The following is a 25,684-nucleotide window of genomic DNA, read 5'->3' on the forward strand; positions in this document are numbered from 1 at the left end:
GGGGCCCACACGGCCCCACCACCCCAGCCCTGAGCAACCGGACCCTACGGAAGAGACACTGCAGTGGCGCAATCAACCTCGGCGGCGGCGCAGCCCCGGACAACGAGCCCCACCCCCCAGCCAGAGCCGCACGCCCGGCGCTGGCGCGGCAACGGAGCGGGCTTCCTGGTGAAGCTGGCCCTGATGGCGATCGTCAACGCCTTCGGCGTCCTGGTCATCCTGCAGGCGTGGGCAGTGGAGTCGTGGTGGATCCTCGGGGCCTCGGTGGTCCTGCTGCTCCTCGCGGACATCGTCTACTTCTCGAAGCGCGCGCTGCCTCTGAAGTACCTGTTCCCCGGACTGGTGTTCCTCTTCATCTTCCAGATCTTCACGATGGGCTACACCGCGTACGTGGCCCTCACCAACTACGGCACGGGTCACGCCGGCTCGATGGAGCAGGCGGTCGACGCCGCACTCATCCAGGACGAGCGACGCGTCGACGACTCCCCCGCCTACCCGCTTGCGATCGTCACCCAGGAGCCGGACGTCGTCGGCTTCGCCATCAATGACGAGGGCGTCGTGCGCGTCGGCACCGAGACCGAACCGCTCACCGAGGTCGAGGACGCCGAGGTGGCGGAGAACGGCACCCCCACGGCCGTGCCCGGCTGGGACGTCGTGCCCCGGGCCGAACTGTATGCCGACGCCGAGCTGCAGGAGACCGTGCTCAGCCTCCGGGTGCCCGTCTCCGACGAGGCCGACGACGGCTCCATCCGCACCCGCGAAGGAACGCGCGGCACGATCTACCAGTCCTCGCTCGAGTGGGACCCGGACGCGCAGACCCTCACCAACACCGACACCGGCGTCGTCTACTCCCCGACCGCCACCGGCGAGTTCGCCGCGCCCGACGGCACGCGGCTCACCACGGGGTGGTACGTCTTCGTCGGCTTCGACAACTTCGTGCGGGCCTTCACCGACGGCAACCTGGCCGGCGACCTGCTCCAGGTGACGCTGTGGACGTTCGCGTTCGCGGCCCTGTCGGTGCTGGTCAGCTTCGGGCTGGGGCTGTTCTTCGCCATCGTCTACAACGACGACCGGCTCCGCGGCCGGAAGGTGATCCGCACCCTGCTGATCCTCCCCTACGCGTTCCCGGCCTTCATGTCCGCGCTGCTTTGGCGCGGCATGCTGAACTCCGAGTTCGGCATCGTCAACGACCTGTTCTTCTTCGGTGCCGGCATCGGTTGGCTCTCGGACCCCTGGCTGGCGAAGTTCGCGGTGCTCTTCGTCAACGTGTGGCTCAGTTATCCGTACTGGTTCCTGGTTTCCACTGGCGCGCTGCAGTCGCTGCCGGGCGACACCCTGGAGGCCGCCACCATCGACGGTGCCGGCAGGTGGCGCAAGTTCCAGTACATCACGCTGCCGCTGCTGCTCGTCTCGACGGCGCCACTGGCGATCTCGTCGTTCGCGTTCAGCTTCAACAACTTCACGATCATCTACATGCTCACCGAGGGCGGGCCGGGCTTCGTGAACTCGCCCTCGCGCCTCGGCGCCACCGACATCCTGATCTCGGCGATCTACAAGATCTCCGGCGTCTCCGGCGGTGTGGCCGACTACGGCATGGCCAGCGCCCTTTCCATCATGGTGTTCGTGGTCATCGGCATCATCTCCGCCCTGGCCTTCCGCCAGACCCGAAAGCTTGAGGAGTTCTGATGAGCACGTCGAGGAACAACGTCCTCCCAGCCGAGCGCGCGAAGGCGAAGCGGGGCAGGTGGCTGGCCGAGGTGGGATGGAAGTACCCGCTCGCGGTGCTGCTGGTGCTCTACGCCGTGTTCCCGCTGGTCTACATCGTCTCGGCCTCCTTCAACCCCCGCGGCAGCCTCTCCGCGAGCAACTCACTGTTCACGACGTTCTCGCTGGACAACTTCAAGGCACTGGCCGACACCGCGTTCTGGCAGTGGTTCCTCAACACGCTCTACGTCTCCGGTGCCGCGGCCATCGGCGCGGTGTTGATGGGGGCGGCGGCCGCCTACGCGTTCTCGCGCTTCCGGTTCAAGGGGCGCCGCACCAGCCTGACCGCCCTGCTGATCGTGCAGATGTTCCCGCAGACCATCGCCTTCGTCGCGGTCTTCCTGCTGTTGCTGGCGCTGGGCGGCGTGGTCCCCGCGCTGGGGATCAACTCCCGACTCGCACTGATCTGCGTCTACCTCGGCGGCGCCCTCGGCGCTAACACCTTCCTGATGTACGGCTTCTTCAACACCATCCCGATGGAGATCGACGAGTCGGCGAAGATGGACGGCGCCACGCACGCCCAGATCTTCTGGAAGCTCATCATGCCGCTGGTGGCACCGGTGCTGGCAGTTGTGGGGCTGCTGGCGTTCATCTCCTCGTTCGGGGACTTCATCCTGGCCAAGATCGTGCTGACCTCGGAGGAGAACTGGACCCTCTCGGTGGGCATGTACCAGTGGGTCTCGAACCAGCTCACCTCCCGATGGGGCCTGTTCGCGGCCGGCGTGGTCGTAGCCGCGATCCCGGTCCTGCTGCTGTTCCTCTCGCTCCAGCGCTACATCGTCGGCGGCCTCACCGCCGGCTCCGTGAAGGGCTGAGCCGAGCAGTCCACCCGTACCTGCGGGTGGGCTTCTCTCGGCCCTCGGCTGTAACCGCTTACAACTGAATAGTCGATACTCAACATCAAAGTGGATGGAGGCCAGGTATGTCCTGGAGAAGAATCGCACTGGGTGCCGCCGTTGCGGCCCTGACAGTACCCCTGGTGGGCCCGGTCCCACTCGCGGGCGCCGACGAACCCGTCGAGGCGGGGATCTTCGTGGAGAAGGTGGAGGGCCTCCCCGAGGACTTCATCAACGGCGTCGACGTCTCGTCCGTGCTCTCCCTCGAGGAGTCCGGGGTCGTGTTCCGCGATGCCGCCGGCGCCCCTGCCGACCTGTTCGGGCTGCTCGCGGACGCGGGGGTCACCGACGTGCGCGTGCGCGTCTGGAACGACCCCTTCGACGCCGAGGACAACGGCTACGGCGGAGGCAACGTCGACGTGGCCAGGGCCGTCGAGATCGGTGAGCGCGCGACGGCCGCGGGCCTGTCCCTGCTGGTGGACTTCCACTACTCCGACTTCTGGGCCGACCCCAGCAAGCAGCAGGCACCGAAGGCCTGGGCCGGCATGGACCTCGAGCAGAAGGTGGGCGCGGTCCGCGACTTCACCACCAAGGCCCTGCAGTCCTTCGAGGACGCGGGCGTCGACGTCCGGATGGTCCAGGTCGGCAATGAGACCAACGGCCGCGTCGCAGGCGTCAGCGGCCTCACGGACATGAGCCGGATCTTCTCCGCGGGCTCCGCTGCCGTGCGGGAGGTGCTGCCCGAGGCCCTTGTCGCCCTCCACTTCACCGACCCCCACCGAGCGGGGTTCTACTCCGACGTGGCCGCCCAGCTCGACGCGAACGAGGTGGACTACGACGTGTTCGCCTCGTCCTACTATCCGTTCTGGCACGGCACGCTGGACAATCTCACCGCCGTGCTGTCCCAGGTGGCCGACACCTACGGCAAGCAGGTCGTCGTGGCCGAGACCTCCTGGGCCCACACGATGGCCGACGGCGACGGCCACGGCAACACCATCGACCAGCCGTCCGAGGCGACGGCCTACCCCGTCTCGGTGCAGGGCCAGGCCACCGCGATCCGTGACGTGATCGAAGCCGTCGTCAACGTCGGCGAGGCCGGCATCGGCGTCTACTACTGGGAACCCGCCTGGCTGCCCGTCGGGCCGCCGGAGGAGCTCGAGGCCAACAAGCTGCTGTGGGAGGAGTTCGGCTCCGGCTGGGCCACCAGCCACGCGGCCGAGTACGACCCCGAGGACGCGGGCGTCTGGTACGGCGGCAGCTCGTGGGACAACCAGGCCCTGTTCGACTTCGAGGGCAACCCGCTCGAGTCGCTCAACGTGTTCTCCTACGCCCGCACCGGTGCGGTGGCGCCCCGGGAGGTGGTCTCCGTGGAGACCATCGACCTCGAGGTGGTCCACGGCGAGCGCATCAACCTGCCAGTGCGGATCGGGGTCACCTTCAACGACGGCTCCGTCGAACAGCAGCCGGTCACCTGGTCCACCGCCGTGCACTGGATCGAGGGGCCCGGTTCCTACACCGTCCCGGGAACCACGTCGACCGGCCTGGCCACCGAGGCCAACATCGTCGTGACCGCACCGAACCTCCTGGCCAACCCCGGCTTCGAGGCCGAGGACACCTCCATGTGGGAGACGGCGGGCACCGGCTTCACGATGAGGGCCACCGACGACCCGCACGGCGGGGAGCGCTCGGTGCACTTCTACAGCTCGTCACCGGTCTCCTTCACCGTCAGCCAGCTGGTCGCCGACGTGCCCGCCGGCTCCTACGAGGCCAGCGCGGCACTGCAGGGTGACGGCGAGGCCGAGGACAGCACCATGCAGATCGAGGTGGCCGTGGTTCCCGACGGCCCTGATGCCGTAGCGGGGTTCGGGCTCGACGGCTGGCGCAACTGGTCCACCCCCGTGGCCGGACCGATCGAGGTGGCCGAGGGTGACGACGTCCTCGTCACCATCACGCTCGACCTGCCCGCCGAGGCCTGGGGAACGCTCGACGACGTCGAGCTGGTCGGCTCCGGTGGCACCGGCGCCGACACCACCGAGCTCGCCGAGCTGGTGGCCGAAGCACTCGCCGCGGAGCGCGACGGAGTGCCCGCCGATGCGCTTGCAGCCCTGGACGAGGCGGTCGCCCAGGCCGAGATCGTCCTCGGCGCCGACGCCCCCACGCAGGAGGCAGTGGCAAGGGCGACCACAGTGGTGACCGAGGCGCTGGCCGGACTGCAGCCGCAGCCCTCGCCGAGCGCGGAGCCGACGCCGACGGTGACCGTCACGGCCACGCCGTCGGCCACCCCGCCGGCCGTGCAGCGGGACGTGTACTCCACGCCAGGCTTCCACAGCGTGAACGGCCGCTGGTGGTACACGCAGTGCGAGCCCTACTCCCGGACCATCCGTTGCACCACCGACATCTGGGCCACCCAGGTGAGCGCCGAGGGTGCGGGCTTCGTCTCCGAGACCGGCTGGCACTTCAACAACCTCACCTACCTGCCCCACATGACCCGCGCGCAGTGGGGTGACAACCCGCTGGCCAATGCTGGCGAGTTCACCAGCGACGGCCGCCAGTGGCGCACCGAGTGCGACACCGCGCAGACCGGTCGCAACGGTTGCCGGTCTTGGATCTGGGCCAGCTACGTGGCCGGCACCCAGAACGCGTCGGGGACCTGGACCTATGGCTGGACCGAGGGCTGGGTGTTCAACAACATGGTCAGGTTCAAGGCCTGATCCCCAACTGGTCGGCCGCGGCTCTTCAGTAGCCGCGGCCGATCTGCCTGCCCATGAGCTCCACCTGGTCCTTGGCGAGCTTCAGCCCGGCTCCGGTGTACTCGCGGTAGAGCTTGATGGCCTGGATCTTGCGACCCTGGCCCAGTTCGCCCAGCACCTGCTGGCGCTGCCACTCGGTCAGCGAGGCGGTCAGCCGGGCGCCCTGCGCGGGGTCGTCGATGGGGGGACGGCGCCTCGAGCTGTTGATGCTGGGCCAGACCACGAACAGCCAGATCGCCATCATCGGAATGATGAAACCGACGTTCCCGCGCGACACGACGGTCAGGCCCACGGCCACGAGGATCCACCACCAGTGCGCGTACCAGGGCGTGCCCAGATCCTGCTCCGGCTGCGGGGCCACGGCATAGGGACTTGGCTGGGGCACGGGCGCCTCCCACCCGGTCACCGGCTCGCCCGGGTTGGGCCCGGGCAGGTCACGGAACAGTCGGGCCAGCTCCGGTCCCGTCCGGGCCTCGAGCGCCTTCGACATGCGCTCCTCGAACTCGAACGCGTCGAGCCTGCCCTGCGAGTGGTGCTCCTGCAGTTGCTGGACCGCGAAGTCACGCTCGGCGTCGCCGATGCGCTGCGGTACGGGATCGTCGCTGTCCATGGGAACCAGTATGCCGCCTCGGTCGGACTCGTCGCGCCCGGCCCCGATCCGGCGCAGGGTCAGTCAATCGGCGGTGACCAGGGTGCCGGGCAGCTCGATGTTGCTCTCGGCCGGGTCCTGCCCGTCGACCACCTTGGCCTCCACCAGCTCGGCCACCTCTGCCGCGATCGCGGCCCAGTCCTGCTTCACCGTGGCGACGAAGGGGCCGCCCTTGTCGATCTCTGCCAGCGCGAAGTCCTGCCCGTCCACGCCGACCACGGGCACGTCGGAGACTCCGGCCGCCTCGAGCGCCTGCGTGGCGCCGAGGGCGGGCTCGTCCCAGCCGCCCCAGATTCCGGTGATGTCGTCGCCTCGGGCCGAGACCAGGTCCTGCACGGATGCGCGGGCGTTCTCGACGGGCCCGGGAACCTCGACGTGCTTGGCCTCGAGGACCTCGATCCCGGCGGCCTCGAAGACCGCTCGCGCGCCCTCGGCGCGGGCCTTCACGCCCGGGTGCGGGTCGTGGGTGAGCATCACGATGGCGCCCTCGCCCCCATGGCGTCGATCAGGGCGTTGGCGCTCTGCTCGCCGAGGTCGACGTTGTCACTGGTCACGTTGGCGGCGATGCCTTCGGCGGCCCCCGCGTCGATCGCGAAGACCGGAACCCCTGCATCGGCGGCGGCCTTCAGCCCGAGTGAGATCTGTGCCGGGTCCCCCGTGCCGAGCACGATGGCGTCGGGTCCCTGGGCGGCGGCGTCCTGGAAGGCGCTGTTGAGCTTGTTGAAGTCCCCGGCGGTGTCGACGACGCTGACCTCCCAGCCGCGCTGCTCACCCTCCGCCTGGAACAGCTCGATGACCTCCTTGGTGGCCGCGTTGGCCAGGTAGGGGGTGAGCACGGAGACCTCGACGGAGGTCGCGACCTCCTGCGAAGGCGCGTCACTGCCCTCGGGTTCGGCCTCGGCGCCGCAGGCGGTGAGGGCCAGGGACGCTGTCACGCCCAGCGCCAACGAGCTCCAGAACTTCTTCGACTTCATGCTTCCTCAACTTCACTCGACGGTCCGGGCCGGTCGGCCACGACGTGGGACGTGTGTTTCAGAGCATCGTAGAGGCCCGGATGCGATCACGCGGCCGGACCGCCCCGCGTGGACAGGTGACGGTGCTCGGCCAGGTCGTCGAAGGTGGGCTTCAGGGCGTCGTACAGGCGTCGGTGGACGTCGAGCTGCTCGCGGAGCAGTTCGTGGGTCGGCGAAGGAGGCGTGGTCTCCTGCACACCGGTCTCGAAGACCGGCCTCAGTGCGTGCACGAGCCCTGTAGCCTCGGCCGCCTCCCGCGCTGCGTGCACGGCGCCGGGGGCGCTCGCCGCCGCGGCGACGACGACGGTGGCACCGAACACGTCGGCGAGCACCTGGCGCCACACGGCACTGCCGGAGGCGCCGCCGACGAGCGGCAGCCTCGCCTGGGTGGCACCCATCTCCACGGCCGCGTGCCGCAGTCCCATCGCCACGCCGGTCAGCACCGCGAGGTAGAGGTCCTCGGGCCCGGTGGTCTCCTGTGCTCCGACGAAGGCCGCGCGCAGGTCACCGTCGCGCACCGGGGTGCGCTCCCCCGCCAGCCCCGGCAGGCACAGCGGCCTGTCCGCCACGGCCGGGAGTCGCGGCGCCACCCGCTCCTCCGCCTCGGCGAACGAGGTTCCGGGCAGGAAGGTGCGCAGGGCCCAGGCTGCCGCCGAGCCGGCGGACTGCACCGCACCGATCCGCAGGCGCTCTTCCCACCCGGGCATCACGAGCGAGTGGATCGGCGAGGGCGCGCAATCGCGTGCGGGGGTGATCGCGGCGACCCATCCCGTGGTGCCCAGGTAGAGGTACGCCTCGCCGGGGTCGGTGCCGATGAGTCCCGCAGTGGTGGAGACCGCGTCGCCCATGGCCAGCACCAGGGGGGTGCCGACGGCCAGACCGGTCTCGCGGGCGGCGTCCGCACCCACGTGGCCCACCACTGCGTCCCCGGCCACCTGGCCGGTGAGGCGGGGCAGCTGGTCTGCGAGCGCCCCGGCGGCGGCCACGGCGTCGTTCAGCCAGTCGCGTTCCCCGACGTCCAGCAGCCCGGTGGTCGACGCGGTGGTGACGTCACAGGCGGCCTCGGCGCCGGCGCGGTGGGCGACGAACGCGCCCGGGCCCAGCAGTAGGTGCTGGGCCCGGGTGAGTGCCTGGGGCTCGTGCTCGGCCAGCCAGGCGACCTTCGCGGCCACGTTGGTGACGTCCTGGTGGTTCCCCGTCCGGTACTCCCAGTCCGGGACGGCCACGCGGAGGCGTTGGTGCTGGCTGCCCGCGCGGGTGTCGGAGTACAGGATGGCGCGGCGGGTGGCCCTGCGGGCGGCCACGGGTACCAGGTCCTGCATCTGCCCGGTGAGTCCGAGTGCACCGATCCTCGCCGCCACGCCGCTGCGCTGCAGCACGGACACGGTGGCGTCCCACCAGTCCTCGGGTCGCTGCTCGACGACTCCCCCGGCGGCCGTGTGCGTCGGGTAGGCCTGTTCGGCCTCCGCGACCAACGTGCCGTCGGGGTCGAGCACCACGAGCTTGGCGCTGGAGGTCCCGAGGTCCAGCCCGGCGAGCAGCCCGGTCACCGTCGGGCCCTGCTGAACTGGGACAGGCTCACCGCGGCGACGATGATCACGCCCGTGAGCACCTGCTGCACGTAGCTGTTCACCTGGAGCAGGTTCAGCCCGTTGTTGAGGACGCCGACGATGAGGAGTCCGATCACGGTGCCGCCCACCAGCGGCTGGCCGGCGCGCGAGAGGGTGACGCCCAGGAAGACCGCCGCGATGGACATCAGCATCATCGGGTCGCCGGCGTTCGGGTGTCCAGAGGCCAGGCGGGCGGTGAGCACCACGCCGGCCAGTGCCGAGCCGAAGCCCGACGCCAGGAAGGCGGTGAAGCGGACGAACCTCGTGTTCACACCGGACAGGCGGGCGGCCTCGGAGTTGCCGCCGACCGCGTACCACTCGCGACCCAGCACCGTGCGGGACAGGACGAACCAGACCAGCAGCGTGAGCACGACCGCGATCACGACGGGCATCGGAACGGGTCCCAGCCGGCTCTGGCCGATGGCAACGAATCCCTCGGGCAGACCGAACACGGTGGCTCCGTTGGAGACCAGCAGTGCGAGTCCCGTGAAGGAGGTCATGGTGGCCAGCGTGGCGATGAAGGCTGACAGGCCCAGGTAGGAGACCAGGACGCCGTTGAGGGCACCGGCGGCCAGGCCGACGAGCAGGGCTAGCAGGATCGTGACGGGCAGGGACGTGCCGCCCACCAGCAGTTGCGCCGTGATCACCCCGACGAGGCTGGCCAGCGACCCGACGGACAGGTCGAAGTCCCCCACCACCATCACGACGGTCTGCACCGCGGCCACCATCGCGAGCACGGCGATCTGCTCGAGGACGTTGGTGAGGTTGCCGGTGGTCAGGAAGATGCCCCTGCTGTCCAGTGCGGCGAACAGCACGACCAGCAGGAGCAGTCCGATCAGGGTCCCGTAGGAGGCCAGGCGGGAGGTGGTGCGGGTGCTCATCGGTCGGGCTTCCTGTAGCAGAGGTGGAGGATGGACTCTTCGGTGGCGGAGGCGGCGGGGACGACGTCGATGAGCCGGCCCTCGTGGAGCACGGCGATCTCGTCGGCCAGGCCCAGCAGCTCGGGGATCTCGCTGGAGACCATCACCACTGCCACACCGCGCTCGCCCAGGCCGCGCACGAGTTGGTAGATCTCGGCCTTGGTACCGACGTCGATGCCGCGCGTCGGCTCGTCGAGGAGCAGCACCTCGGGGTTCCTCGCGAGGTACTTCGCGAGGACCACCTTCTGCTGGTTGCCGCCCGAGAGTTCGGCGACGTCCTGCTTCACCGACGTGGCGCTGACCCGCAGCTGCTGTGCCAGTTCCCTGCTGCGGCGCAGCTCCCGGCCGGAGTCCATCACCCCGGCCCGGCTCAGCTCACGCAGGCTGCCGAGGGCGATGTTCGAGGTGATGGTGGCGTTCATGACGAGGGCCTGGCTGCGCCGCTCCTCGGGGACGTAGCCGATGCCCGCGGCCATCCGTCGCCCGACAGGGGCACGGGTGACGTCGCGGCCGCGCACCTCGATGGTGCCCGCCCTCGCGCGCTCGGCCCCGGCCACCAGCCGCAGCAGCTCCGAGCGTCCGGAACCGGCCAGGCCGGCGATGCCCAGCACCCGCCCGGAACGGGCTTCGAGCGAGATCCCCTTCAGGGTGTGCCCGGCCAGGTCCGCCACCCGCAGGACGCACTCGCCGGGCGTCGCGGAGCGCTCCGGGAACGCCTGTTCGGGGGATCGTCCGATCATCGCGCGGACGACGTCGTCGTCGTCGGTCTCCCCGATCGGCCGGGTCCAGACGTGCCTGCCGTTGCGCATCACGGTGGCCACGTCGGCGAGGGCGAACACCTCGTCGAGGCGGTGGGAGACGTAGATGATCGTCGTGCCCTCGCTGCGGAGGCGGCGCAGCACTCCGAAGAGCCGCTCGGTCTCGGTGTCGGTGAGGGCCGCGGTCGGTTCGTCGAGGACGAGCACCCGGGCGTCCCGTGCGAGGGCGCGCGCGAGCGCCACCATCGTCTGCTGCACGGCCGACAGTTCGGCCACGGGGCGTTCGAGGTCCAGTTCGACGCCCAGCCGGTCGAGCTGCTCGGCGGCGGCGCGGGCCAGTGCGCGTCGGTTCGCGAGGCCTCGCCGCCCGGGGCGTCGCATCCCGAGGAAGATGTTCTCGGCGGCACCGAGGGTGCCCACCAGGACCAGCTCCTGCGGCAGGGCGACCACCCCGGCGGCCTGCCCCTGCGCGACGGAGCGCAGTTGCACCGGTTGCCCGTCCAGCAGGACGTCACCCTCGGTGGGTTGCCGGACGCCGGCGAGGATGCCCATCAGCGTCGACTTCCCGGCTCCGTTCTCACCCAGCAGCGCATGGATGGTGCCCCGGTGGAACTCGAGCGAGACGTCGGAGACCACGCGGTTCGGGCCGTAGTCCTTGCTGATGCCACGGGTGGCCAGGACCGGCGTGGGACGCGTTGGCATCGTGGCTCCTCGGGGCCGGCATTGGATCGGGATGACCAGAGCACCCTATTGCGGCGCCGTGTGGCGGGGCAACAGGGTGCTCCTTGTCGGGGTGCGGGACCGGACCTAGCTGGTGAGGCCGTCCACGTACTCGCGGTTCTCCTCGACCCACTGCTCGATGAGCGGGCCGTAGTCATCCGTGTCGTTCTGGTTGAACAGCAGGTCCTCGAGGTTGTAGAGGAGCTCGCCGTCCATCTCGAAGTTCTCCAGCCAACCGGCGACCTCGGGGAAGTCGTCGGCGAAGCCGGTGCGGCTGTAGACGTGGATGGTTTCCGCGCCGCCGAGTGCGCCCTCCGGATCCTCGAGGTTCTTGATCGGGAACGCCTCGTAGGCCCAGTGCGGCTCCCAGAGGGTGACGGCGATGTTCTCGCCGGCGTCGGTGGCGGCCGTGAGCTCGGCGAGCATCGCGACGGTGGAGGAAGTCTGGAACGTCATGCCCTCCAGACCGTAGCCGGGGATGACGGCGCTCTCCATTGTCTGGGTGAGGCCGGCACCTGCCTCGATGCCGACGATGGTGTTGCCGAAGAGGTCCGCGTTGTCAGCGAGCTCGGCGAGGGAGTCGATCGGGGCGTCCTCGTTGACCGCGACCGTCAGCTTGGCCTGGTCGAACCAGGGGCTGAGGTCGACGATCTGGTCACCGAACTCCTCGATGTAGCCGGCGTGGGTGACGGGCAGCCACACGTCGGTGGTGAAGTCGTAGTCACCGGAGGCGAGGCCCGCGAAGACCGGGGCCGCGTCGACGTAGGACAGCTCGGCGGAGTAGCCCTGCTCCTCGAGCACATGCTTCCACAGCTCGGAGGTGGCGATGCCCTCCTCCCAGCCGTTGAAGACTGCGATGGTGAGCTCGCCCTTGTCCTGCGCGGCGTCGGTCCCCTGCGCGGTGGTGTCGTTGCCCGGCGCGTTGCCGGGATCGCTCGAGCAGCCGGTGAGGGCGGCGCCGATGGCGACGGCCCCTGCGACGACCTTGAGCAGACGCTTGTTCATGTGTTCCTTTCCCGGCAGTGGGCATCTCCCCCTGCCGTGCCGCGCGGCCCGATTGCTGCCGCGCGGCCTCACCTCAGGCCGCCTCGACGGTCTGGGTGGTGGTGGGACGGGAGGCGCGCCTCCGGGCGAGCTTCTCCCGACCCCAGGTGTAGAGGCCCGTGCGCAGGCCGAATGATCCGGTGAAGCGGTCCAGCAGGATCGCGAGGATCACGACGGACAGGCCGGCCTCGAACCCGAGGGCCGTGTCCAGACGCTGCAACGCGGCGATCACCTGTTCGCCGAGGCCCCCGGCACCCACCAGCCCGGCGATGACCACCATGGACAGGGAGAGCATGATGACCTGGTTGATGCCGGCCATGATGCTGGGCATGGCCAGCGGGAGCTGGATCTGCCGCAGGATGCGGAAGCGGGAGGCCCCGAACGCGGAGCCGGCCTCGACGACCTCCTTGTCCACCCCTCGGATGCCGAGCTCGGTGAGCCGGACCCCGGGCGGGAGGGAGAAGATGATCGTTGCCACGATTCCGGGTGCGACGCCGATGCGGAACAGGAGCAGTGCAGGGATCAGGTAGACGAACGCCGGCATCGTCTGGAGGAAGTCCATCACGGGCTTGGTGACCAGCGAGACCGATCTTGAGGTGGCGGCCAGGATGCCGATCGGCACCGCGAGCGCCACCGCGATGATCGCGGCCACCAGTACCAGCGCCAGCGTGTCCATCGCGTTCACCCATTGGTCGAGCCCGACGATCAGGAGCAGGCCGATGCCCGCGCCGACGCCGAAGAGGGGTCCCCGGGCGAGAAGCGCCAGCAGGGCCACGATCAGGATGATGAGCCACCACGGCGGGACGGTCAGTGCCGTGTTGAGTAGTTCGTAGAGGAACACGAGTGCGGACCGCACCGCTGCGAACGGGGCGGCTGCGTTGGCGACGATCCAGTCGACTCCGGCCTCGACCCAGTCCCCGAAGGGAAGCTTGAAGGCATCAGGCATCACAGGCCTCCTTCTGCGGTGTGGGCGGCGCTGAGCGCTGTCTCGACGGTGGCGGCCGGCAGCGGGGCGATCAGCTTCGCCGCCACGGCCTCGCTGGCCTCGTCCCCGCCGAGCGCGGCGAGCAGGGTCACCCGCGGCACGACGCCGACGAGGTGGCCGTTGGCGTCCGTGACGGCCAGCGGCAGCGGTGACTCGATGGCCGGGGCCACGAGTTCCGCGATGGTGGTGCCGGTCTCGACATGGGCCGCCTCGGCCAGCTCGGCCGTCATGCTGGAGCGGCCTCCGCGGACGAGTTCGAGCGCCTTTCGGTCCGTGATCGCACCGAGCAGGCGCCGGTCACGGCTGACGACGAACGCGGCGGAGGTCTGCTCGTCGCGCATGACGCGCAGCGCGGCACGCGGGCCGGCTGACTCCTGCACGACCGCCAGCGCCGGCTCCATCACGGCGCCCGCCGTGAGGACCCGGGCGCGGTCGACGTCCTGCACGAACTGGGCGACGTAGTCGTTGGCGGGATCAGTGAGGATCTCCTCGGGGGTGCCGATCTGCACGATCCGACCGTTGCGCATCACCGCGATCCGCTCCCCGAGGAACATGGCCTCGTTGAGGTCGTGGGTGATGAAGATGATGGTCTTGCCCAGCCTGGACTGCAGGTCCAGCAGCTGTTCCTGCATCTCGCGGCGGATGAGCGGGTCCAGGGCGGAGAACGCCTCGTCCATCAGGAGCACGTCTGTGTCGCTGGCCAGTGCCCGTGCCAGGCCGACCCGCTGGCGCATGCCGCCGGAGAGTTCCGAGGGGAGGTTGTTCTCCCAGCCGGCGAGGCCGACGAGCTGGATCACTTCGCGGGCACGTTCCAGGCGGGCGCGGCGCGAAAGCCCCTGGATCTCCAGGCCGTAGGCGACGTTGTCGATGACGCTGCGGTGTGGCAGCAGCCCGAAGTGCTGGAAGACCATGGAGACCTTGCGGCGACGCAGTTCGCGAAGCTTCCCGGTGGGCACGCCGGTGAGCGGTTCGCCCCCGATCTCCACGGACCCGTGCGTGGGCTCCAGGAGACCGTTGAGCATCCGGATCAGGGTCGACTTCCCGGACCCCGACAGGCCCATCACCACGAAGATCTCGCCCTTGCGGACCTCGAAGGAGGCGTCGATCACCGCGGCGGTCGTCCCCTCCCCGAGGTCGTCGCGGTCGACGCCCGCCTCGAGCTTCCTGATTGTGGACTCGGCAGACCTGCCGAACACCTTGTAGAGAGCCTCGGCTCTCAGTTGGACTTCGTTCTCAGCCACATTCCCTCCGGGATGGTGGTTACCTGACCACCCCACACCGGGTTGCGGGAGACCACAGCGGCGCTCCGAGTGCCGCAGACATGACAAGGCAGGAGTAGCCGTCAGTCGATCCCCACTACCGTACGTCGACCCGTGGACTCTCCGACCGGCCTGACGCGGCAAGCGCTGTCGCATCCGCACGAGGGGACGCAGGACAGCGTGCCGGACGCTACCAGCAACCGGTTACGAAGTTCAAGGCAGCAATTTCCTGGGGTAGGGTGCTGGAGGTTTGCGTCGGTCCATGGCGCACCGCCAACACGGCCACGGAGGTACCTGGTGACCGCAGTCAAGATCCCCGACGACAAGTCCTCGCGTTACGCGCCGCGGCCCTCGGTGCTCACCGCCCTGCGGTCCCCCAGGCTCCTCACCAAGGAGGTCCTCGCAGGGCTCGTCGTGGCGCTGGCCCTGATCCCGGAGGCGATCTCGTTCTCCGTCATCGCCGGCGTCGACCCCCGGGTGGGCCTGTTCTCCTCCTTCGTCATGGCGGTCACCATCGCGTTCGTGGGCGGACGCCCGGCCATGATCACCGCCGCCACGGGCGCGGTCGCCCTGGTCGTGGCACCGCTGGTCCGCGAACACGGCATCCACTACCTGATCGCGACGGTGATCCTCGCCGGCGTCCTGCAGGTGGTGCTGGCGCTCGCCGGCGTGGCCAAGCTGATGCGCTTCATCCCGCGCAGCGTGATGATCGGCTTCGTGAACTCGCTGGCCATCCTCATCTTCATGGCACAACTCCCCCACCTGCTGGGCGTGCCTTGGCCCGTCTACCCCCTCGTGGCCGCCGGGCTGCTGGTGATGGTCCTGATGCCGAGGCTCACCAAGGTGGTGCCGGCACCGCTCGTCTCGATCGTCCTGACCACTGCGGTCGTGGTGGTACTGGCCATCTCGGTGCCCACGGTCGGCGACCAGGGCGAACTGCCCCGCAGCCTGCCGGAGCTGTTCATCCCGGACATCCCCTGGACCTGGGCCACCTTCACCACGATCGCCCCCTACGCACTGGGCATGGCACTGGTGGGTCTGATGGAGTCACTCATGACGGCCAAGCTCGTCGACGAGGTCACCGACACCCACTCCAACAAGACCCGGGAGGCCTGGGGGCAGGGCGTCGCGAACGTCATGTCCGGCTTCTTCGGCGGCATGGGAGGCTGCGCCATGATCGGGCAGACCATGATCAACGTGAAGGTCTCGGGAGCCCGCACGCGTATTTCCACCTTCCTGGCCGGCGCCTTCCTGCTGGTACTCGTGGTGGTGCTGGGCGACTGGGTGGCGATCATCCCGATGGCCGCTCTGGTGGCCGTCATGGTGATGGTCTCCGTGGCGACCTTCGACTGGCACAGCATCCACCCGGCCACCCTGCGACGCCTGCCCCGGAGCGAGACCATGGTCATGCTCGCCACCGTCATCGCCGTCGTGGCCACCGACAACCTCGCGATCGGCGTGGTCGTCGGGGTGGTCGTGGCCTCGGTGCTGTTCGTCCGGCGCGTGGCGCACTTCGTGACCGTCGAGCGCACGCTCGTCGACGGGGGCGCCACCGCCAGTTACGAGGTGCGCGGCGAGTTGTTCTTCGCCTCGAGCAACGACCTCACGACCCAGTTCGAGTACACCGACGACCCGGACCACGTGCTGATCGACATGTCCGGTTCGCACATCTGGGACGCCTCGACGGTGGCTGCGCTGGACGCAATCGTCACCCGCTACGAGCAGCGCGGCAAGAGCGTCGACTTCCTCGGCCTGAACCAGCAGGCCTCCCGTTTCCACACCCGTCTGAGCGGGAACCTCGGGGACTGACCCGTCACGAGCGCTCCGCGGCCCTGCGCTCCCCACTGGCGGAACGGGTCCTTTGATGGGGTCCGCGGAGCTTGCTAGCATTCTGGCAGGAGCCCGGGAAGGGCTCGCGGACGAGGGAGCAGTACCCGCACCACGACAAGACTGACTCATTGGAGGAGTACGTCACATGGCGTGGATCATTCTTGTACTGTCCGGAGCGCTCGAGGCCGTGTGGGCCAGTGCGCTGGCCGCTTCCAAGGGCTTTCGCCGACCGGGCCCCACCATCTTGTTCCTGGTCTCGTGCACCCTCAGCATGTTGGGGCTGGCCTGGGCGATGACGACGCTTCCCACGGGCACCGCCTATTCGGTCTGGGTCGGCATCGGGGCCTCCCTCACCGTGGTGTGGGCCATCATCGTGGGTCAGGAGAAGGCCACCGTTGCCCGCATCCTGTTGCTCGTCCTGCTGGTCGCCTGCGTCGTCGGGCTCAAGGCGGTGAGCTGAGGTGCCGTGGATCATCCTGCTCGTCAGCGCCGTGTTCGAGGCGGTGTGGGCCACCGCCCTGGGCATGTCGGAGGGCCTCAGTGTGCTCACGCCCTCGATCGTGTTCTTCGTCGCGGTGGTCCTCAGCATGCTCGGGCTCGGCTGGGCGGCCAAACACATCCCGATCGGAACCGCCTATGCGGTCTGGACCGGTGTCGGCGCCGCCCTGACCGTGTCGTGGGCGATGGCCACGGGCGCGGAGAGCGTCTCGGTGGGCAAGGTCGTGTTCATCACCGGCATCATCGCGGCGGTGGTGGGCCTCAAGTTCGTCTCGTCCGACGACGAAGGGCGGGCCGGTGGAGACTCCACCGACCCGCCCCTGACCTCGATCCGCCGTTAGCCTCCGAGCTGCGAGATGAACACGGAGTTCAGCATCTCGTCGGCCTGGGTGAGCACCGCCTCGTCCTCGAAGTCGGCCGCCGGCACGAGCAGCACGCTCGCGAAGCCGACCTGGTCCGCGGTGCGGCTGGAGATCACGGCGAACAGGCCGAGCTCCGTGGTGCCGCTGCCACCGGTGGTGGTCATGATCGCCAGCTGACTGGCGACCGCCAGGTCCGGATGGACGTCTGCCACCTGGACCTCGCCCTTGCTCACGTCGGTGCCGTCCTGGGTGAGGTTGTCCACGAGCTGCGCGACCTCGGCCTCCGGGTTGGCACTGTTGCCCGTGTTGACCAGGAACACCCGGCCCGCGGCGTCGGTGAGCAACACGCCGTTGTCGGACTGGTCCGCGACGCTCCAGCCGGCAGCCGGAACGACGCTCATGCCGTTGCCGACGTCGATCGCACCGGCCGGCGGCTGGGGATCCTCGGTCTCGGGCTCGGTGGGCTCGGTCGTCTCCGGGTCCGCTGGCTCGGTGGTCTCCGGTTCGGCGGGCTCGGTCGTCTCCGGGTCCGCCGGCTCGGTGGTCTCCGGCTCGGCGGGCTCGGTGGTCTCCGGGTCCGCCGGCGTCTGCGAGACCGGTGGAGGTGGTGGCACGTCCGGGCCGTCGTCACCGCCGCCGAGGAGCGCGAACGCCAGCCCGGCGATCGCGAGCACACCGACAGCTCCCACGACGATGCCGATGATCTTGCCGCTGGAGTTCTTCTGGGGCGGCTGCTGGGCGCCCTGGTAGTTCTGGTACGGACCCGGCTGGCCGTAGCCCTGCTGCCCGTACCCCGGTTGCTGCTGGCCGTAACCGGACTGCGGCTGCTGGCCGTACCCAGACGGCGGCTGCTGGTAGCCGGGTTGCGGCTGCTGACCGTAGCCGGGCTGCGGCTGTTGACCGTAACCCGGCTGTGGCTGCTGGCCGTAGCCGGGTTGGGGCTGACCGGGGCCGCCCTGCGGGCCAGGGCCTTGGGACGGTTGGCCACCGTACTGTCCGGGATTCTGGTTGTCAGTCATCGGGCCTCCTCCTCGTCCTGGCTGGTGCTGGCGGCTTCACCGGCGGGGATTCCCCGGCTCTCGGCCACGGAACCGACAGGGGCGAGCGCCGCGCCGGCCCTGTTCGCCTTGGACCGGGTCCGGGTCGACGTGCCGCACGCGCTGCAGAAGGCGGCATGGGCGATGAGGGGCATCTCACACTTGGGGCAGAACTCGAGCTGCCCGTCGGCGCCGACGCCCTCATGCGGGCCGACACCGGAGCGGGCGGACGCCTCGAGGGCACCCTCCATCAGGCCGTGGTGGAGGACGTTGCGCACGCGGATGATGAGGACGCCCAGGATGAGGAGGCCCCAGATGACCTGCAGCATGACCCGCATCGTCGGGTCCGACACGAGGCCCAGTAGGTAGACGCCACCGCTGTAGAGGACGTTGGCGACGATGGCCTCGGCGAGACCACGCACGTAGCGGCCGGTGAAGCCGTCGTAGCCCTCACCGAGTCCCGAAAACTCGGCGCAGGCGATGCCGGTGGCAGTTCCGATCAGCAAGGGCTTGACGAAGCCCTCGAGGAAGATCAGGGAGACCCACGTGCCCGGGTCGGAGGACTCGATGAAGCCACCGGTCAGCGACGGCCAGTGGCGTACCAGCGTGTCCGCCGTCGAGTAGGCGACGCCGGCGATGATGCCGAAGGTCAGGCCGTCCATGAGGTCGTCGAACGCCGGACGGCTGGCCAGGATGACCGGTCCGATCTGGCGGATGAGCTCGCCCACGACCGGGACGACGATGAGGGCCGTCAGGAGCGGTCCCGCCCCGATGCCCCCGAGGGAGATCCCGTCGACGTCGTTGACCGGGGTTGCGGCTGCGAGCAGGCCGAGGCTCTTGAGGATTGCCAGGAACACGGCCGCCAGGCCGCCCGTCAGGATGAACGCCAGCACCGTCACCGGGACCGGCTGGTCCTCCCAGAGGTTCACGTCGTAGATGTAGACGATGTAGACGATCGGGACGGAGAACGCCGCGATCAGCACCGCGATCGGCAGCGCGCCGAAGATGGCGGCCACGAGTGCCGCCGTCAGGGCGATCACGAGCGCGAGCCGATAGGTCTGCGGCTTCTCACCGGCACCGCGCGGCATGATCGTCGAGACCAGCGCGAACGATGCGACGGGTTCGTCGGGCTTGACTGCGAATGACTTTCGTTTGGCCTCGTCCGGATGCGTCATGTCGTGCCCACAGCGATGGCAGAAATGAGCGACGTCCGGCAGTTGGGCCCCACAGCGTGGGCACTCCATGGATGATTACCTCTCTTTTCTCGGCCGGGCCCCCAGCCCGGTCCCTCGAAACACTCCGCCCAGTCTGGCGGATGAGGCGCTCACTACGACCCAAACACACGAGGCAGTGCGAAAGTGACTTACCAGGCGTAGGCCTCCGGTGCGGTGCCTCCCGGACCCGGGAAGATGTCGTCGAGGACCGCGAGGGCGTCGTCGTCGAGCTCGATGTCGAGTGCCCTGACTGCGCTGTCCAGCTGCTCCATCGTCCGCGGCCCGACGATCGGTCCGGTCACGGCCGGCTGGTGGAGCAGCCAGGCCAGGGCGACGTCGCCCGGCTCCTCGCCACGCTGGTCGCAGAAGTCCTCCCAGCGCTGCAGCTGCTCGCGGCGCTGCTCGATCTCCTTGCGCATGTGCTCCTCGGAACGGCGGCCGTCCTCGATCTTGCGAAGGACGCCACCGAGCAGCCCGCCACCCAAGGGCGACCAGGGCAGCACACCGAGGCCGTACTCCTGGGCCGCGGGGAGCACCTCGAGTTCGACGGTGCGCGCGGTGAGGTTGTACAGCGACTGCTCGCTCACGAGCCCGAGGGAGTGCCGGGCACGGGCCGACTCGCACGCTGCGGCGATGTGCCAGCCGGCGAAGTTCGACGACCCGACGTAGACCACCTTGCCCTGCGCGACGAGCGTGTCCATCGCCTGCCAGACCTCCTCCCAGGGCGTGTTCCGGTCGATGTGGTGCATCTGGTACAGGTCGATGTGGTCAGTCTGGAGACGGCGCAGCGAGTCATCCACCGCGCATCGGATGTGGACGGCGGAGAGCCGCGAGTCATTGGGGCGGTCCGACATGTTGCCGAAGACCTTCGTCGCCAACACCACCTCGTCGCGGCGCCCCGACTTCTCGAACCACCTGCCGATGATCTCCTCGGTCCATCCCCTCCGATCGGCACCGCCGTAGACGTTTGCGGTGTCGAAGAAATTGATGCCCTGGTCCAGGGCGGAGTCCATGATCCGATGGGCTTCGGCCTCTTCCGTCTGGGGACCGAAGTTCATGGTTCCGAGGACGATTCTGGAGACCTTCGCCCCGGTCCTGCCGAGTTGGGTGTAGTGCATCGTTGCTCCGTTCGGGTCGGTGTTGGATCCAACCTACCGACTCGGGACGTCCGGCCTGGGCTATCCCGGCGTCTGGCTCGAGTCCTTCCGGGTGCCCTCAGGATCCTCGGTTCTCTCGATCGACTCCTCGAGGATGGCCTCGGCCTGCTCGAGGGGGGCCTCGCTGCCCGCAGATCGCTCCTCGGGCAGCAACTTGGCACGGCTCTCGACGTCGTCCTCGTCCGGTGTCTGCGTCATACGCACGGACGTTACCGCGCTCGGCTTGTCACTGCGGCAGGAGGTGCCGATGTCGGTCGCGCCATTGCCTCATTCATCGAGAAACGATAGATTGATATCGAGTCTCGGGAGGTAATGATGCATGGCGCGTCGATCGTGGTGCTCAAGGTGGTGATCGCCCTGTCGTTGGCGGGCTCACTGGTGGTCCAGGCGATGATCCTGCCCGCCGCGTGGGGTGACCTGGTGGACGCAGACGTGCCGACGTGGGCGCGGGTCGCCCTGGTGTCCATCGCCGCGCTGGGAGTGCTGACCATGCAGGTGTTCGCCGTCTGCGTCTGGCGGCTGCTGACCCTCGTGCGGAGGGGTTCCGTGTTCTCCGAGGCCTCCTTCCGGTACGTCAACGTCATCATCGGCGCATTCGTGACGGCCGCTGTCCTCGCGTTCGTCCTGGCCGTGCTGCTCGCACCCGGTGGGGTGGCACCCGGACTGGTCGGGTTGGTCAGCGGTGCCGCACTGGTGCTGGCCGGCATCGCCCTGCTGGTGGCCGTGATGAGGCGCCTGCTCGTCCAGGCGATCGCCACCGAGTCCGAGGCGCGAGCACTGCGATCCGAGCTGGACGAGGTGGTCTAGTGCCGATCGTGGTGGACATCGACGTCATGCTGGCCCGGCGAAAGATGGCCGTCGGCACCCTCGCCGAACTCGTGGGCATCACGCCCGCCAACCTCGCCGTACTCAAGAACGGCCGCGCGAAGGCCGTCCGGTTCAGCACGCTCGACGCCCTGTGCGCGGCACTCGAGTGCCAGCCCGGGGAACTGCTGAGATGGGAACCCGACTCCCCTGACGCAGGCTGAGCCGGCTTCACCGGGTCGTGGCCGCGCGGCCCCGGCCGGGGTTGGCCGCCCTCTCAGTCCCCTCCGGTGTCCCCGGCGGTGACCGCTCGGAGAAGCCGCTCCCCCATGCGGGCGAAGCGCTCGTTGCCGTAGGAGTGGCGGACATAGATCAGCGCGAAGTGGAGGCCCCAGAGCCGGGCGCGATCCCACGTCGGCTCGTCGACCGGGGTGCCGCCGCCCGCCGCGCTCCGGAACCGTCGGCGTTCCTCCGGCTGGAACAGCATCCAGGCCACGGCGAGGTCGACCGCAGGGTCACCTGAGGTGAGGTCGCCGAAGTCGAGCACGGCCACGATCTCACCCCCGTCGACGAGGAGGTTGGCGCTGTGCAGGTCGCCGTGGAGCCACTTCGCCGGCCCTCGCCACGGCGACGTCTTGGCGAGTTCGTCGACGAGCGCGTCGAGCGCGGTCCGTTCGAGGTGGAGCCGCGCAAGGTTGGCGCGGATCCGCGGCACCAATCCCGTGACGGGTTGGCCACGGAACGGGTTGCGAGGGGCCTCCACCGGCGCCGGGCGGTGGAGGGCGTGTACGAACGCTCCGAGCCGATCGGCCTCTCTCGCGGGATCGGCGAGTGGGACATCGGCCGCCACCTCGCCCTGGAACCAGTCGCAGATGCTCCAGGCCCATGGATACCCCAGCCCGGGGACGCCGACCCTGAGCGGCACGGGCACCGGAATGGGCAAGTGGGTGGCGAGTGCGGGAAGCCAGCGTTGCTCGTGCGCGACCAGTGCCGCGGCGAGCTCGCGACGCGGGAGGCGGGCGACCAGATCTGTGCCGACCCGCACGATCACGTTGTCCCAGCCATTGGCCACGATCGCCAGGTCCCGCTCCGCGAGATCCGGATGCTGCTCGGCCAGCAGACCCCGCACGAGTTCGACGGTGACGTCGACCTCCGCCGGCGGGGTCCCAACCGTGCCTGTCGCAGGACGTTCGCCCGACTGCCGTTCACCGCCTATTGCACCCACTCTTCTCTCCTGTGATTGTGTTCAGCGCGGCGGCAGTAGACTTCGCGGGCCGGCCTGACAATGGAATCATGGCCACTGTCACGAGTCGATCATGGCGCCACGGGGTTGTCACGGACGACGACCTCACAGATGAGGAACTCCTGCGCGCGGTGCACGACGAGCAAACCCTTGTGTGGGTGGACCTACTGGCACCGTCTGTGGACCGACTGGCCAAGATTGCCAGCGAGTTGGGGCTGCCCTTCACTGCAGTTGAGGATGCCCTCGCCCCCAAGGAGCGTCCGAAGCTCATCCGGCACGACTCCTACCTCTTTTTCACCACGTACGTCATGGCCGCCCCTGACCATGACCAGAGCCGGTTCGCCAACTGTTCAACCAGGGTTTCTGGATGGTTGCTCCCGTACGCCCTCGTCACCATTCGTCTCGACGACCGATTCTCGATGTCACCGGTGGTGGCTGCCTGGGAGGACGATCCCCGTCTGCTCGCCCCCTGATCTGGATTCCCCAGCACTCGGGCCATGGTTCGATGACCTGACAGACCACGTGTTGAGAGCCGGCGAGTGGACAGAGTCGCTGCGCGACCTGCTCGCCTCCGCCTTCGAGACCAACCTCTCCCTGACCGATGCCCGCCTGAACACCATCATGAAGAAGCTGGCCGGCTGGGGCGCGATCATCGCCGTTCCAACGGCGATCACGGGTTGGTTCGGACAGAACCTCCCGGTCCTCGGGTACGGAGAGCCGCTCGGTGTTTGGCTTTCCCTCGTGATGGTCCTCGCAGGAGTGGGAATCCTGTACCTGCTCTTTCGAAGACACGACTGGCTGTAGCCAACCTTTCCTGCTGCGGGCGGGCGTAGGCTGGTGGCACGCCCGTTCAAGGAGGAGCGATGGCCGAGCACTCGGCCACAGGCCGACGTCACCGCCGACCGCTCTGGCCCAACGCAGTGGCGATCTGCTGCGCCCTCGTGCTGGGGGTTCCCGTCCTGCTGCTCCCCCTTTCGACCGCCGTGACGCCGTTCTTGTGGATCCCGCTGCTCCTGCTCGACCTGGCGCTGCTGGTGTGGTTGACGTTGCGGGGGCGGCGGCGGCGTCGTTCCGATTGCCATCACGGGGACCGCGCTGGTGGCAGCCTTGTCGGTGGTCGCCTCGCAGGGGCTGGCTGCGACCCCTGCGATAGAGGGGGCGGACGGACGAGCCATGCCGGGGAGCGTCGCCAGCCTGGAGCGCGTGACGCTCAACGGGACCGAGCAGTGGATCACCATCCGGGGCCACGACGTCGACAACCCTGTCCTCCTTAACCTCGGCATGGGAGGTCCGGGAGGGGGAGGTTTCGCCACTCGGTCACTGTTCGAACCGCTCGAGGAGTATTTCACGGTCGTCAGCTGGGATGAGCCGGGTACGGGCAAGTCCTACGGCGCGGTCGCCTTCGACCGGCTGACGAAGGAACGCTTCGTGGCTGACGCCGCGAGCCTTGCCGAGCTCCTGCGCCAGCGCTTCGGGCAGGATCGCATCTACCTGTACGGAGTTTCGTGGTCGAGCATTCCGGGGATCTGGCTCGTTCAGCAGCACCCGTCGCTGTTCCAAGCGTTCGTGAGCACCGGCCAGATGGTCAACACCACGGAGAACGACCGGCTCGGCTACGCCCTGGCGCTGCAGTACCTCGACGAACGAGGGGACACCGGTAGGGCGGAGAAGCTGAGGCAGAACGGGCCGCCGCCGTACCGGGGCGGCGACGTCGTCTTCCGCTACGTCGCATTTCTTGACGTGTTGAACGAGATCATGGGGCAACCGGCACTCTCGCTCATCGTGCCGGTGGTGCCGTTTCTCGCCCCGGAGTACGGGCTGGTCGACAAGGTCAACCACACCCGCGGCCTGATCGACTCCTTCAACGCCGTCTACCCGCAACTCGAGACGCTTGGACTTCACCGAGCAGGCGCGGGAGCTGGAAGTCCCCGTCTACTTCTTCGTCGGCAAGCACGACGTCAACGCCATGAGCTCCTTGGCGGAGGAGTACTTCGAGGTCTTGTCCGCCCCCCACAAGGAGCTCATCTGGCTGGAGGGTGGTCACGGACTGGACGCGAACACCCAGGACCAGTTCGTCGACGTGATGGTCCACCGCATCCGGGAAGCGTGAGCGATCGCGTCCGGCGGCCCCACGCGGTGGTGTGGATCGAGCCATCGGCTGGGACGCCGCTACTTGTCGCGACGTCCTCGCGCGAAGTACAAGATGGGGCCCACGAAGTTGATGGCGATGATCGCCGCCCACTTCTTCTTGCTGCCGTTGACATCCTCGGGGGCACGACGGGCCAGGTCGACCCAAGCCATGACTGCGAGGGCCAACTGCAGGACGGTCAGTGCCGAGGTCCCGACGCGCTGACGTCGTGACATGTCCTTCCAACGCTTCTTGCTCCCCATCGCGTCCCCTCCTGACGTTGAACAGACGGCCCCATGGCTGGCTGGGCACGCATCCCGCCCGACCCCCCGGATGCCTCGTGCTGCTCCAGACGATACGCCGGCACCAGCACCTCCACAATGGTCCCGTGGCGACGGTTCCCGGCTCCTTTCGCGCTGTTCCCCGTGCGGCTCGCGCCCGGCGAGATCGTCGCCCTCGCCGCAAGGTGGCGCCCGGCTCTTCGCGCCCACCCGGGTCAGAGTGCAGATGAGCCGGTGTCAAGCGGACTTGCTGAGAGGTCGTGGAGTTCGGCGCCGACAGCCGCGATAAGGTGGTCGAGGTCAGGAAGTGCGTCAGCGTCGCCGGTCATGCTGATCGTGAGGCGCCCGGCGTAGGTCAGCATCGCCGCGCTCGCCCGGATCTGTTGCGCGATGGGCACGAACGGGATGAGCTCCAGCACCCGCCGACCCGCGAAGTACCGCGGCTGCGTCGGTCCGGGGATGTTGGAGGCGACCACGTTGACGCGTCCCTGCCGAGCACGTCCGTACGCTCCGGCACCCCGGGCGAGAAGGGCGGACGGGATGTGGTCTGCCGCCCTCACCAGGGCGGCGGTCGCGTCGGCCACCCGGCGGGATTTCTGGTCGGCGGTCCGGGCGCTCACCGTTGTGAGGCGGTGATGAGGCTCGGTCAGGTCGACGGGCAGTTCGACGAAGATCGCCGCCGACAGGTTGCCGGGTCCCACCGATTGCCGTGCCGTTCTGCGGGACACGGGGACGATCGCGCGGAGGACCAACGAGGCCAAAGGTTCTCCACGCTCCGCCAGGTAGCGGCGGTACCCGCCTGCGAGCGCTGCCAGGAACATG

The 25,684-nt window shown here is 69.0% G+C and carries 24 protein-coding genes, 3 pseudogenes and 1 riboswitch; of the genes and pseudogenes, 12 read left to right on the top strand and 15 right to left on the bottom strand.

Going from position 1 to position 25,684, the window contains the following annotated elements; all coding sequences use genetic code 11:
- Nucleotides 1-63 precede the first annotated feature (63 nt).
- The 3 genes from FOJ82_RS12105 to FOJ82_RS16905 all read left to right on the top strand — a co-directional run bounded on the left by FOJ82_RS12105 (nt 64) and on the right by FOJ82_RS16905 (nt 5,311).
- Nucleotides 64-1,686: an ABC transporter permease subunit gene (locus tag FOJ82_RS12105; RefSeq protein WP_221933144.1), complete on the top strand. Its 1,623-nt coding sequence runs from the start codon at nt 64-66 to the stop codon at nt 1,684-1,686.
- The gene (locus FOJ82_RS12110; RefSeq protein ID WP_143938755.1) at nt 1,686-2,579 is read left to right on the top strand and encodes a sugar ABC transporter permease; all 894 of its coding nucleotides are present in this window, start codon (nt 1,686-1,688) and stop codon (nt 2,577-2,579) included. The genes FOJ82_RS12105 and FOJ82_RS12110 overlap by 1 nt, the downstream gene beginning before the upstream one ends.
- 107 nt (nt 2,580-2,686) lie before the next feature.
- Nucleotides 2,687-5,311: a glycosyl hydrolase 53 family protein gene (locus FOJ82_RS16905; RefSeq protein WP_221933145.1), complete on the top strand. Its 2,625-nt coding sequence runs from the start codon at nt 2,687-2,689 to the stop codon at nt 5,309-5,311.
- A 25-nt stretch (nt 5,312-5,336) separates the two neighbouring features.
- Here the strand turns inward: FOJ82_RS16905 and FOJ82_RS12120 are convergent, their stop codons facing one another.
- From FOJ82_RS12120 to FOJ82_RS12160, 8 genes and pseudogenes are all read right to left on the bottom strand, one after another.
- Nucleotides 5,337-5,960: a DUF1707 domain-containing protein gene (locus FOJ82_RS12120; RefSeq protein WP_143938756.1), complete on the bottom strand. Its 624-nt coding sequence runs from the start codon at nt 5,958-5,960 to the stop codon at nt 5,337-5,339.
- A gap of 63 nt (nt 5,961-6,023) precedes the next feature.
- A pseudogene (locus FOJ82_RS17045) lies at nt 6,024-6,823 on the bottom strand (sugar ABC transporter substrate-binding protein); the annotation flags it as partial.
- Between the two features lie 236 nt (nt 6,824-7,059).
- On the bottom strand, nt 7,060-8,562 hold the full coding sequence (locus FOJ82_RS12135) for an FGGY family carbohydrate kinase (RefSeq protein WP_143938759.1): 1,503 nt from the start codon (nt 8,560-8,562) through the stop codon (nt 7,060-7,062).
- A complete protein-coding gene (locus FOJ82_RS12140; protein WP_143938760.1) occupies nt 8,559-9,503 on the bottom strand; it encodes an ABC transporter permease in 945 nt (314 codons plus the stop codon). Before FOJ82_RS12140 ends, FOJ82_RS12135 begins: the two co-directional genes overlap by 4 nt.
- Nucleotides 9,500-11,002, bottom strand: coding sequence for a sugar ABC transporter ATP-binding protein (locus FOJ82_RS12145; RefSeq protein WP_143938761.1), 1,503 nt, complete (start codon nt 11,000-11,002; stop codon nt 9,500-9,502). Before FOJ82_RS12145 ends, FOJ82_RS12140 begins: the two co-directional genes overlap by 4 nt.
- Before the next feature lie 105 nt (nt 11,003-11,107).
- Nucleotides 11,108-12,025: a glycine betaine ABC transporter substrate-binding protein gene (locus FOJ82_RS12150; RefSeq protein WP_143938762.1), complete on the bottom strand. Its 918-nt coding sequence runs from the start codon at nt 12,023-12,025 to the stop codon at nt 11,108-11,110.
- 73 nt (nt 12,026-12,098) lie between these two features.
- Nucleotides 12,099-13,010, bottom strand: coding sequence for an ABC transporter permease (locus FOJ82_RS12155; protein WP_143938763.1), 912 nt, complete (start codon nt 13,008-13,010; stop codon nt 12,099-12,101).
- Nucleotides 13,010-14,290 carry a quaternary amine ABC transporter ATP-binding protein gene (locus FOJ82_RS12160; protein ID WP_246099866.1) on the bottom strand — a complete coding sequence of 427 codons (1,281 nt, stop codon included), beginning with the start codon at nt 14,288-14,290 and terminating at the stop codon, nt 13,010-13,012. Before FOJ82_RS12160 ends, FOJ82_RS12155 begins: the two co-directional genes overlap by 1 nt.
- Nucleotides 14,291-14,605: 315 nt before the next feature.
- Here FOJ82_RS12160 and FOJ82_RS12165 point away from each other — a divergent pair, with 315 nt between their 5' ends.
- From FOJ82_RS12165 to FOJ82_RS12175, 3 genes are all read left to right on the top strand, one after another.
- Nucleotides 14,606-16,117, top strand: a complete 1,512-nt coding sequence (locus FOJ82_RS12165; protein WP_143938765.1) for a SulP family inorganic anion transporter — start codon at nt 14,606-14,608, stop codon at nt 16,115-16,117.
- Between the two features lie 85 nt (nt 16,118-16,202).
- Nucleotides 16,203-16,268: riboswitch (guanidine-III (ykkC-III) riboswitch) on the top strand.
- A gap of 15 nt (nt 16,269-16,283) precedes the next feature.
- Nucleotides 16,284-16,598 (top strand): DMT family transporter, encoded by a 315-nt coding sequence (locus tag FOJ82_RS12170; RefSeq protein ID WP_143938766.1) that lies wholly within the window; start codon nt 16,284-16,286, stop codon nt 16,596-16,598.
- 1 nt (nt 16,599) lies between these two features.
- Nucleotides 16,600-16,977, top strand: a complete 378-nt coding sequence (locus FOJ82_RS12175) for a DMT family transporter (protein WP_143938767.1) — start codon at nt 16,600-16,602, stop codon at nt 16,975-16,977.
- On the opposite strand, the gene FOJ82_RS16255 is transcribed toward FOJ82_RS12175, so the two are convergent.
- The 4 genes from FOJ82_RS16255 to FOJ82_RS16260 all read right to left on the bottom strand — a co-directional run bounded on the left by FOJ82_RS16255 (nt 16,974) and on the right by FOJ82_RS16260 (nt 20,604).
- Nucleotides 16,974-18,017, bottom strand: coding sequence for a hypothetical protein (locus tag FOJ82_RS16255; protein WP_185975772.1), 1,044 nt, complete (start codon nt 18,015-18,017; stop codon nt 16,974-16,976). The genes FOJ82_RS12175 and FOJ82_RS16255 overlap by 4 nt on opposite strands.
- Complete coding sequence (locus FOJ82_RS12185) at nt 18,014-19,279, bottom strand: zinc ribbon domain-containing protein (protein ID WP_143938768.1); 1,266 nt, start codon at nt 19,277-19,279, stop codon at nt 18,014-18,016. Before FOJ82_RS12185 ends, FOJ82_RS16255 begins: the two co-directional genes overlap by 4 nt.
- A 119-nt stretch (nt 19,280-19,398) precedes the next feature.
- Entirely contained in the window at nt 19,399-20,367 is a 969-nt protein-coding gene (locus tag FOJ82_RS12190; RefSeq protein WP_143938769.1) for an aldo/keto reductase, read from the bottom strand.
- A 60-nt stretch (nt 20,368-20,427) separates the two neighbouring features.
- Nucleotides 20,428-20,604 carry a hypothetical protein gene (locus FOJ82_RS16260; RefSeq protein ID WP_185975773.1) on the bottom strand — a complete coding sequence of 59 codons (177 nt, stop codon included), beginning with the start codon at nt 20,602-20,604 and terminating at the stop codon, nt 20,428-20,430.
- Nucleotides 20,605-20,718: 114 nt separating this feature from the next.
- Here FOJ82_RS16260 and FOJ82_RS12195 point away from each other — a divergent pair, with 114 nt between their 5' ends.
- On the top strand, nt 20,719-21,213 hold the full coding sequence (locus FOJ82_RS12195) for a DUF2975 domain-containing protein (protein ID WP_246099868.1): 495 nt from the start codon (nt 20,719-20,721) through the stop codon (nt 21,211-21,213).
- On the top strand, nt 21,213-21,434 hold the full coding sequence (locus FOJ82_RS12200; RefSeq protein ID WP_143938771.1) for a helix-turn-helix domain-containing protein: 222 nt from the start codon (nt 21,213-21,215) through the stop codon (nt 21,432-21,434). Before FOJ82_RS12195 ends, FOJ82_RS12200 begins: the two co-directional genes overlap by 1 nt.
- A gap of 53 nt (nt 21,435-21,487) precedes the next feature.
- On the opposite strand, the gene FOJ82_RS12205 is transcribed toward FOJ82_RS12200, so the two are convergent.
- A complete protein-coding gene (locus FOJ82_RS12205; protein ID WP_221933146.1) occupies nt 21,488-22,435 on the bottom strand; it encodes an aminoglycoside phosphotransferase family protein in 948 nt (315 codons plus the stop codon).
- A 68-nt stretch (nt 22,436-22,503) separates the two neighbouring features.
- Here FOJ82_RS12205 and FOJ82_RS16505 point away from each other — a divergent pair, with 68 nt between their 5' ends.
- The 4 genes and pseudogenes from FOJ82_RS16505 (at nt 22,504) to FOJ82_RS16745 (ending at nt 24,563) form a co-directional block, all read left to right on the top strand.
- Complete coding sequence (locus FOJ82_RS16505; RefSeq protein ID WP_221933147.1) at nt 22,504-22,926, top strand: CorA family divalent cation transporter; 423 nt, start codon at nt 22,504-22,506, stop codon at nt 22,924-22,926.
- A gap of 16 nt (nt 22,927-22,942) precedes the next feature.
- Nucleotides 22,943-23,257: pseudogene (locus FOJ82_RS16510) on the top strand (CorA family divalent cation transporter); the annotation flags it as partial.
- A gap of 477 nt (nt 23,258-23,734) precedes the next feature.
- Nucleotides 23,735-23,977: pseudogene (locus FOJ82_RS17050) on the top strand (alpha/beta fold hydrolase); the annotation flags it as partial.
- 367 nt (nt 23,978-24,344) lie between these two features.
- Entirely contained in the window at nt 24,345-24,563 is a 219-nt protein-coding gene (locus FOJ82_RS16745; RefSeq protein WP_246099870.1) for an alpha/beta fold hydrolase family protein, read from the top strand.
- Nucleotides 24,564-24,622: 59 nt separating this feature from the next.
- Here FOJ82_RS16745 and FOJ82_RS16750 read toward each other — a convergent pair whose 3' ends face one another.
- Nucleotides 24,623-24,844, bottom strand: coding sequence for a PLD nuclease N-terminal domain-containing protein (locus FOJ82_RS16750; protein WP_143938773.1), 222 nt, complete (start codon nt 24,842-24,844; stop codon nt 24,623-24,625).
- 233 nt (nt 24,845-25,077) lie between these two features.
- Nucleotides 25,078-25,683 carry a WS/DGAT domain-containing protein gene (locus FOJ82_RS12225; protein WP_185975774.1) on the bottom strand — a complete coding sequence of 202 codons (606 nt, stop codon included), beginning with the start codon at nt 25,681-25,683 and terminating at the stop codon, nt 25,078-25,080.
- Nucleotide 25,684 lies beyond the last annotated feature (1 nt).

Source organism: Tessaracoccus rhinocerotis, from assembly GCF_007197885.1.
GTDB lineage: Bacteria > Actinomycetota > Actinomycetes > Propionibacteriales > Propionibacteriaceae > Arachnia > Arachnia rhinocerotis.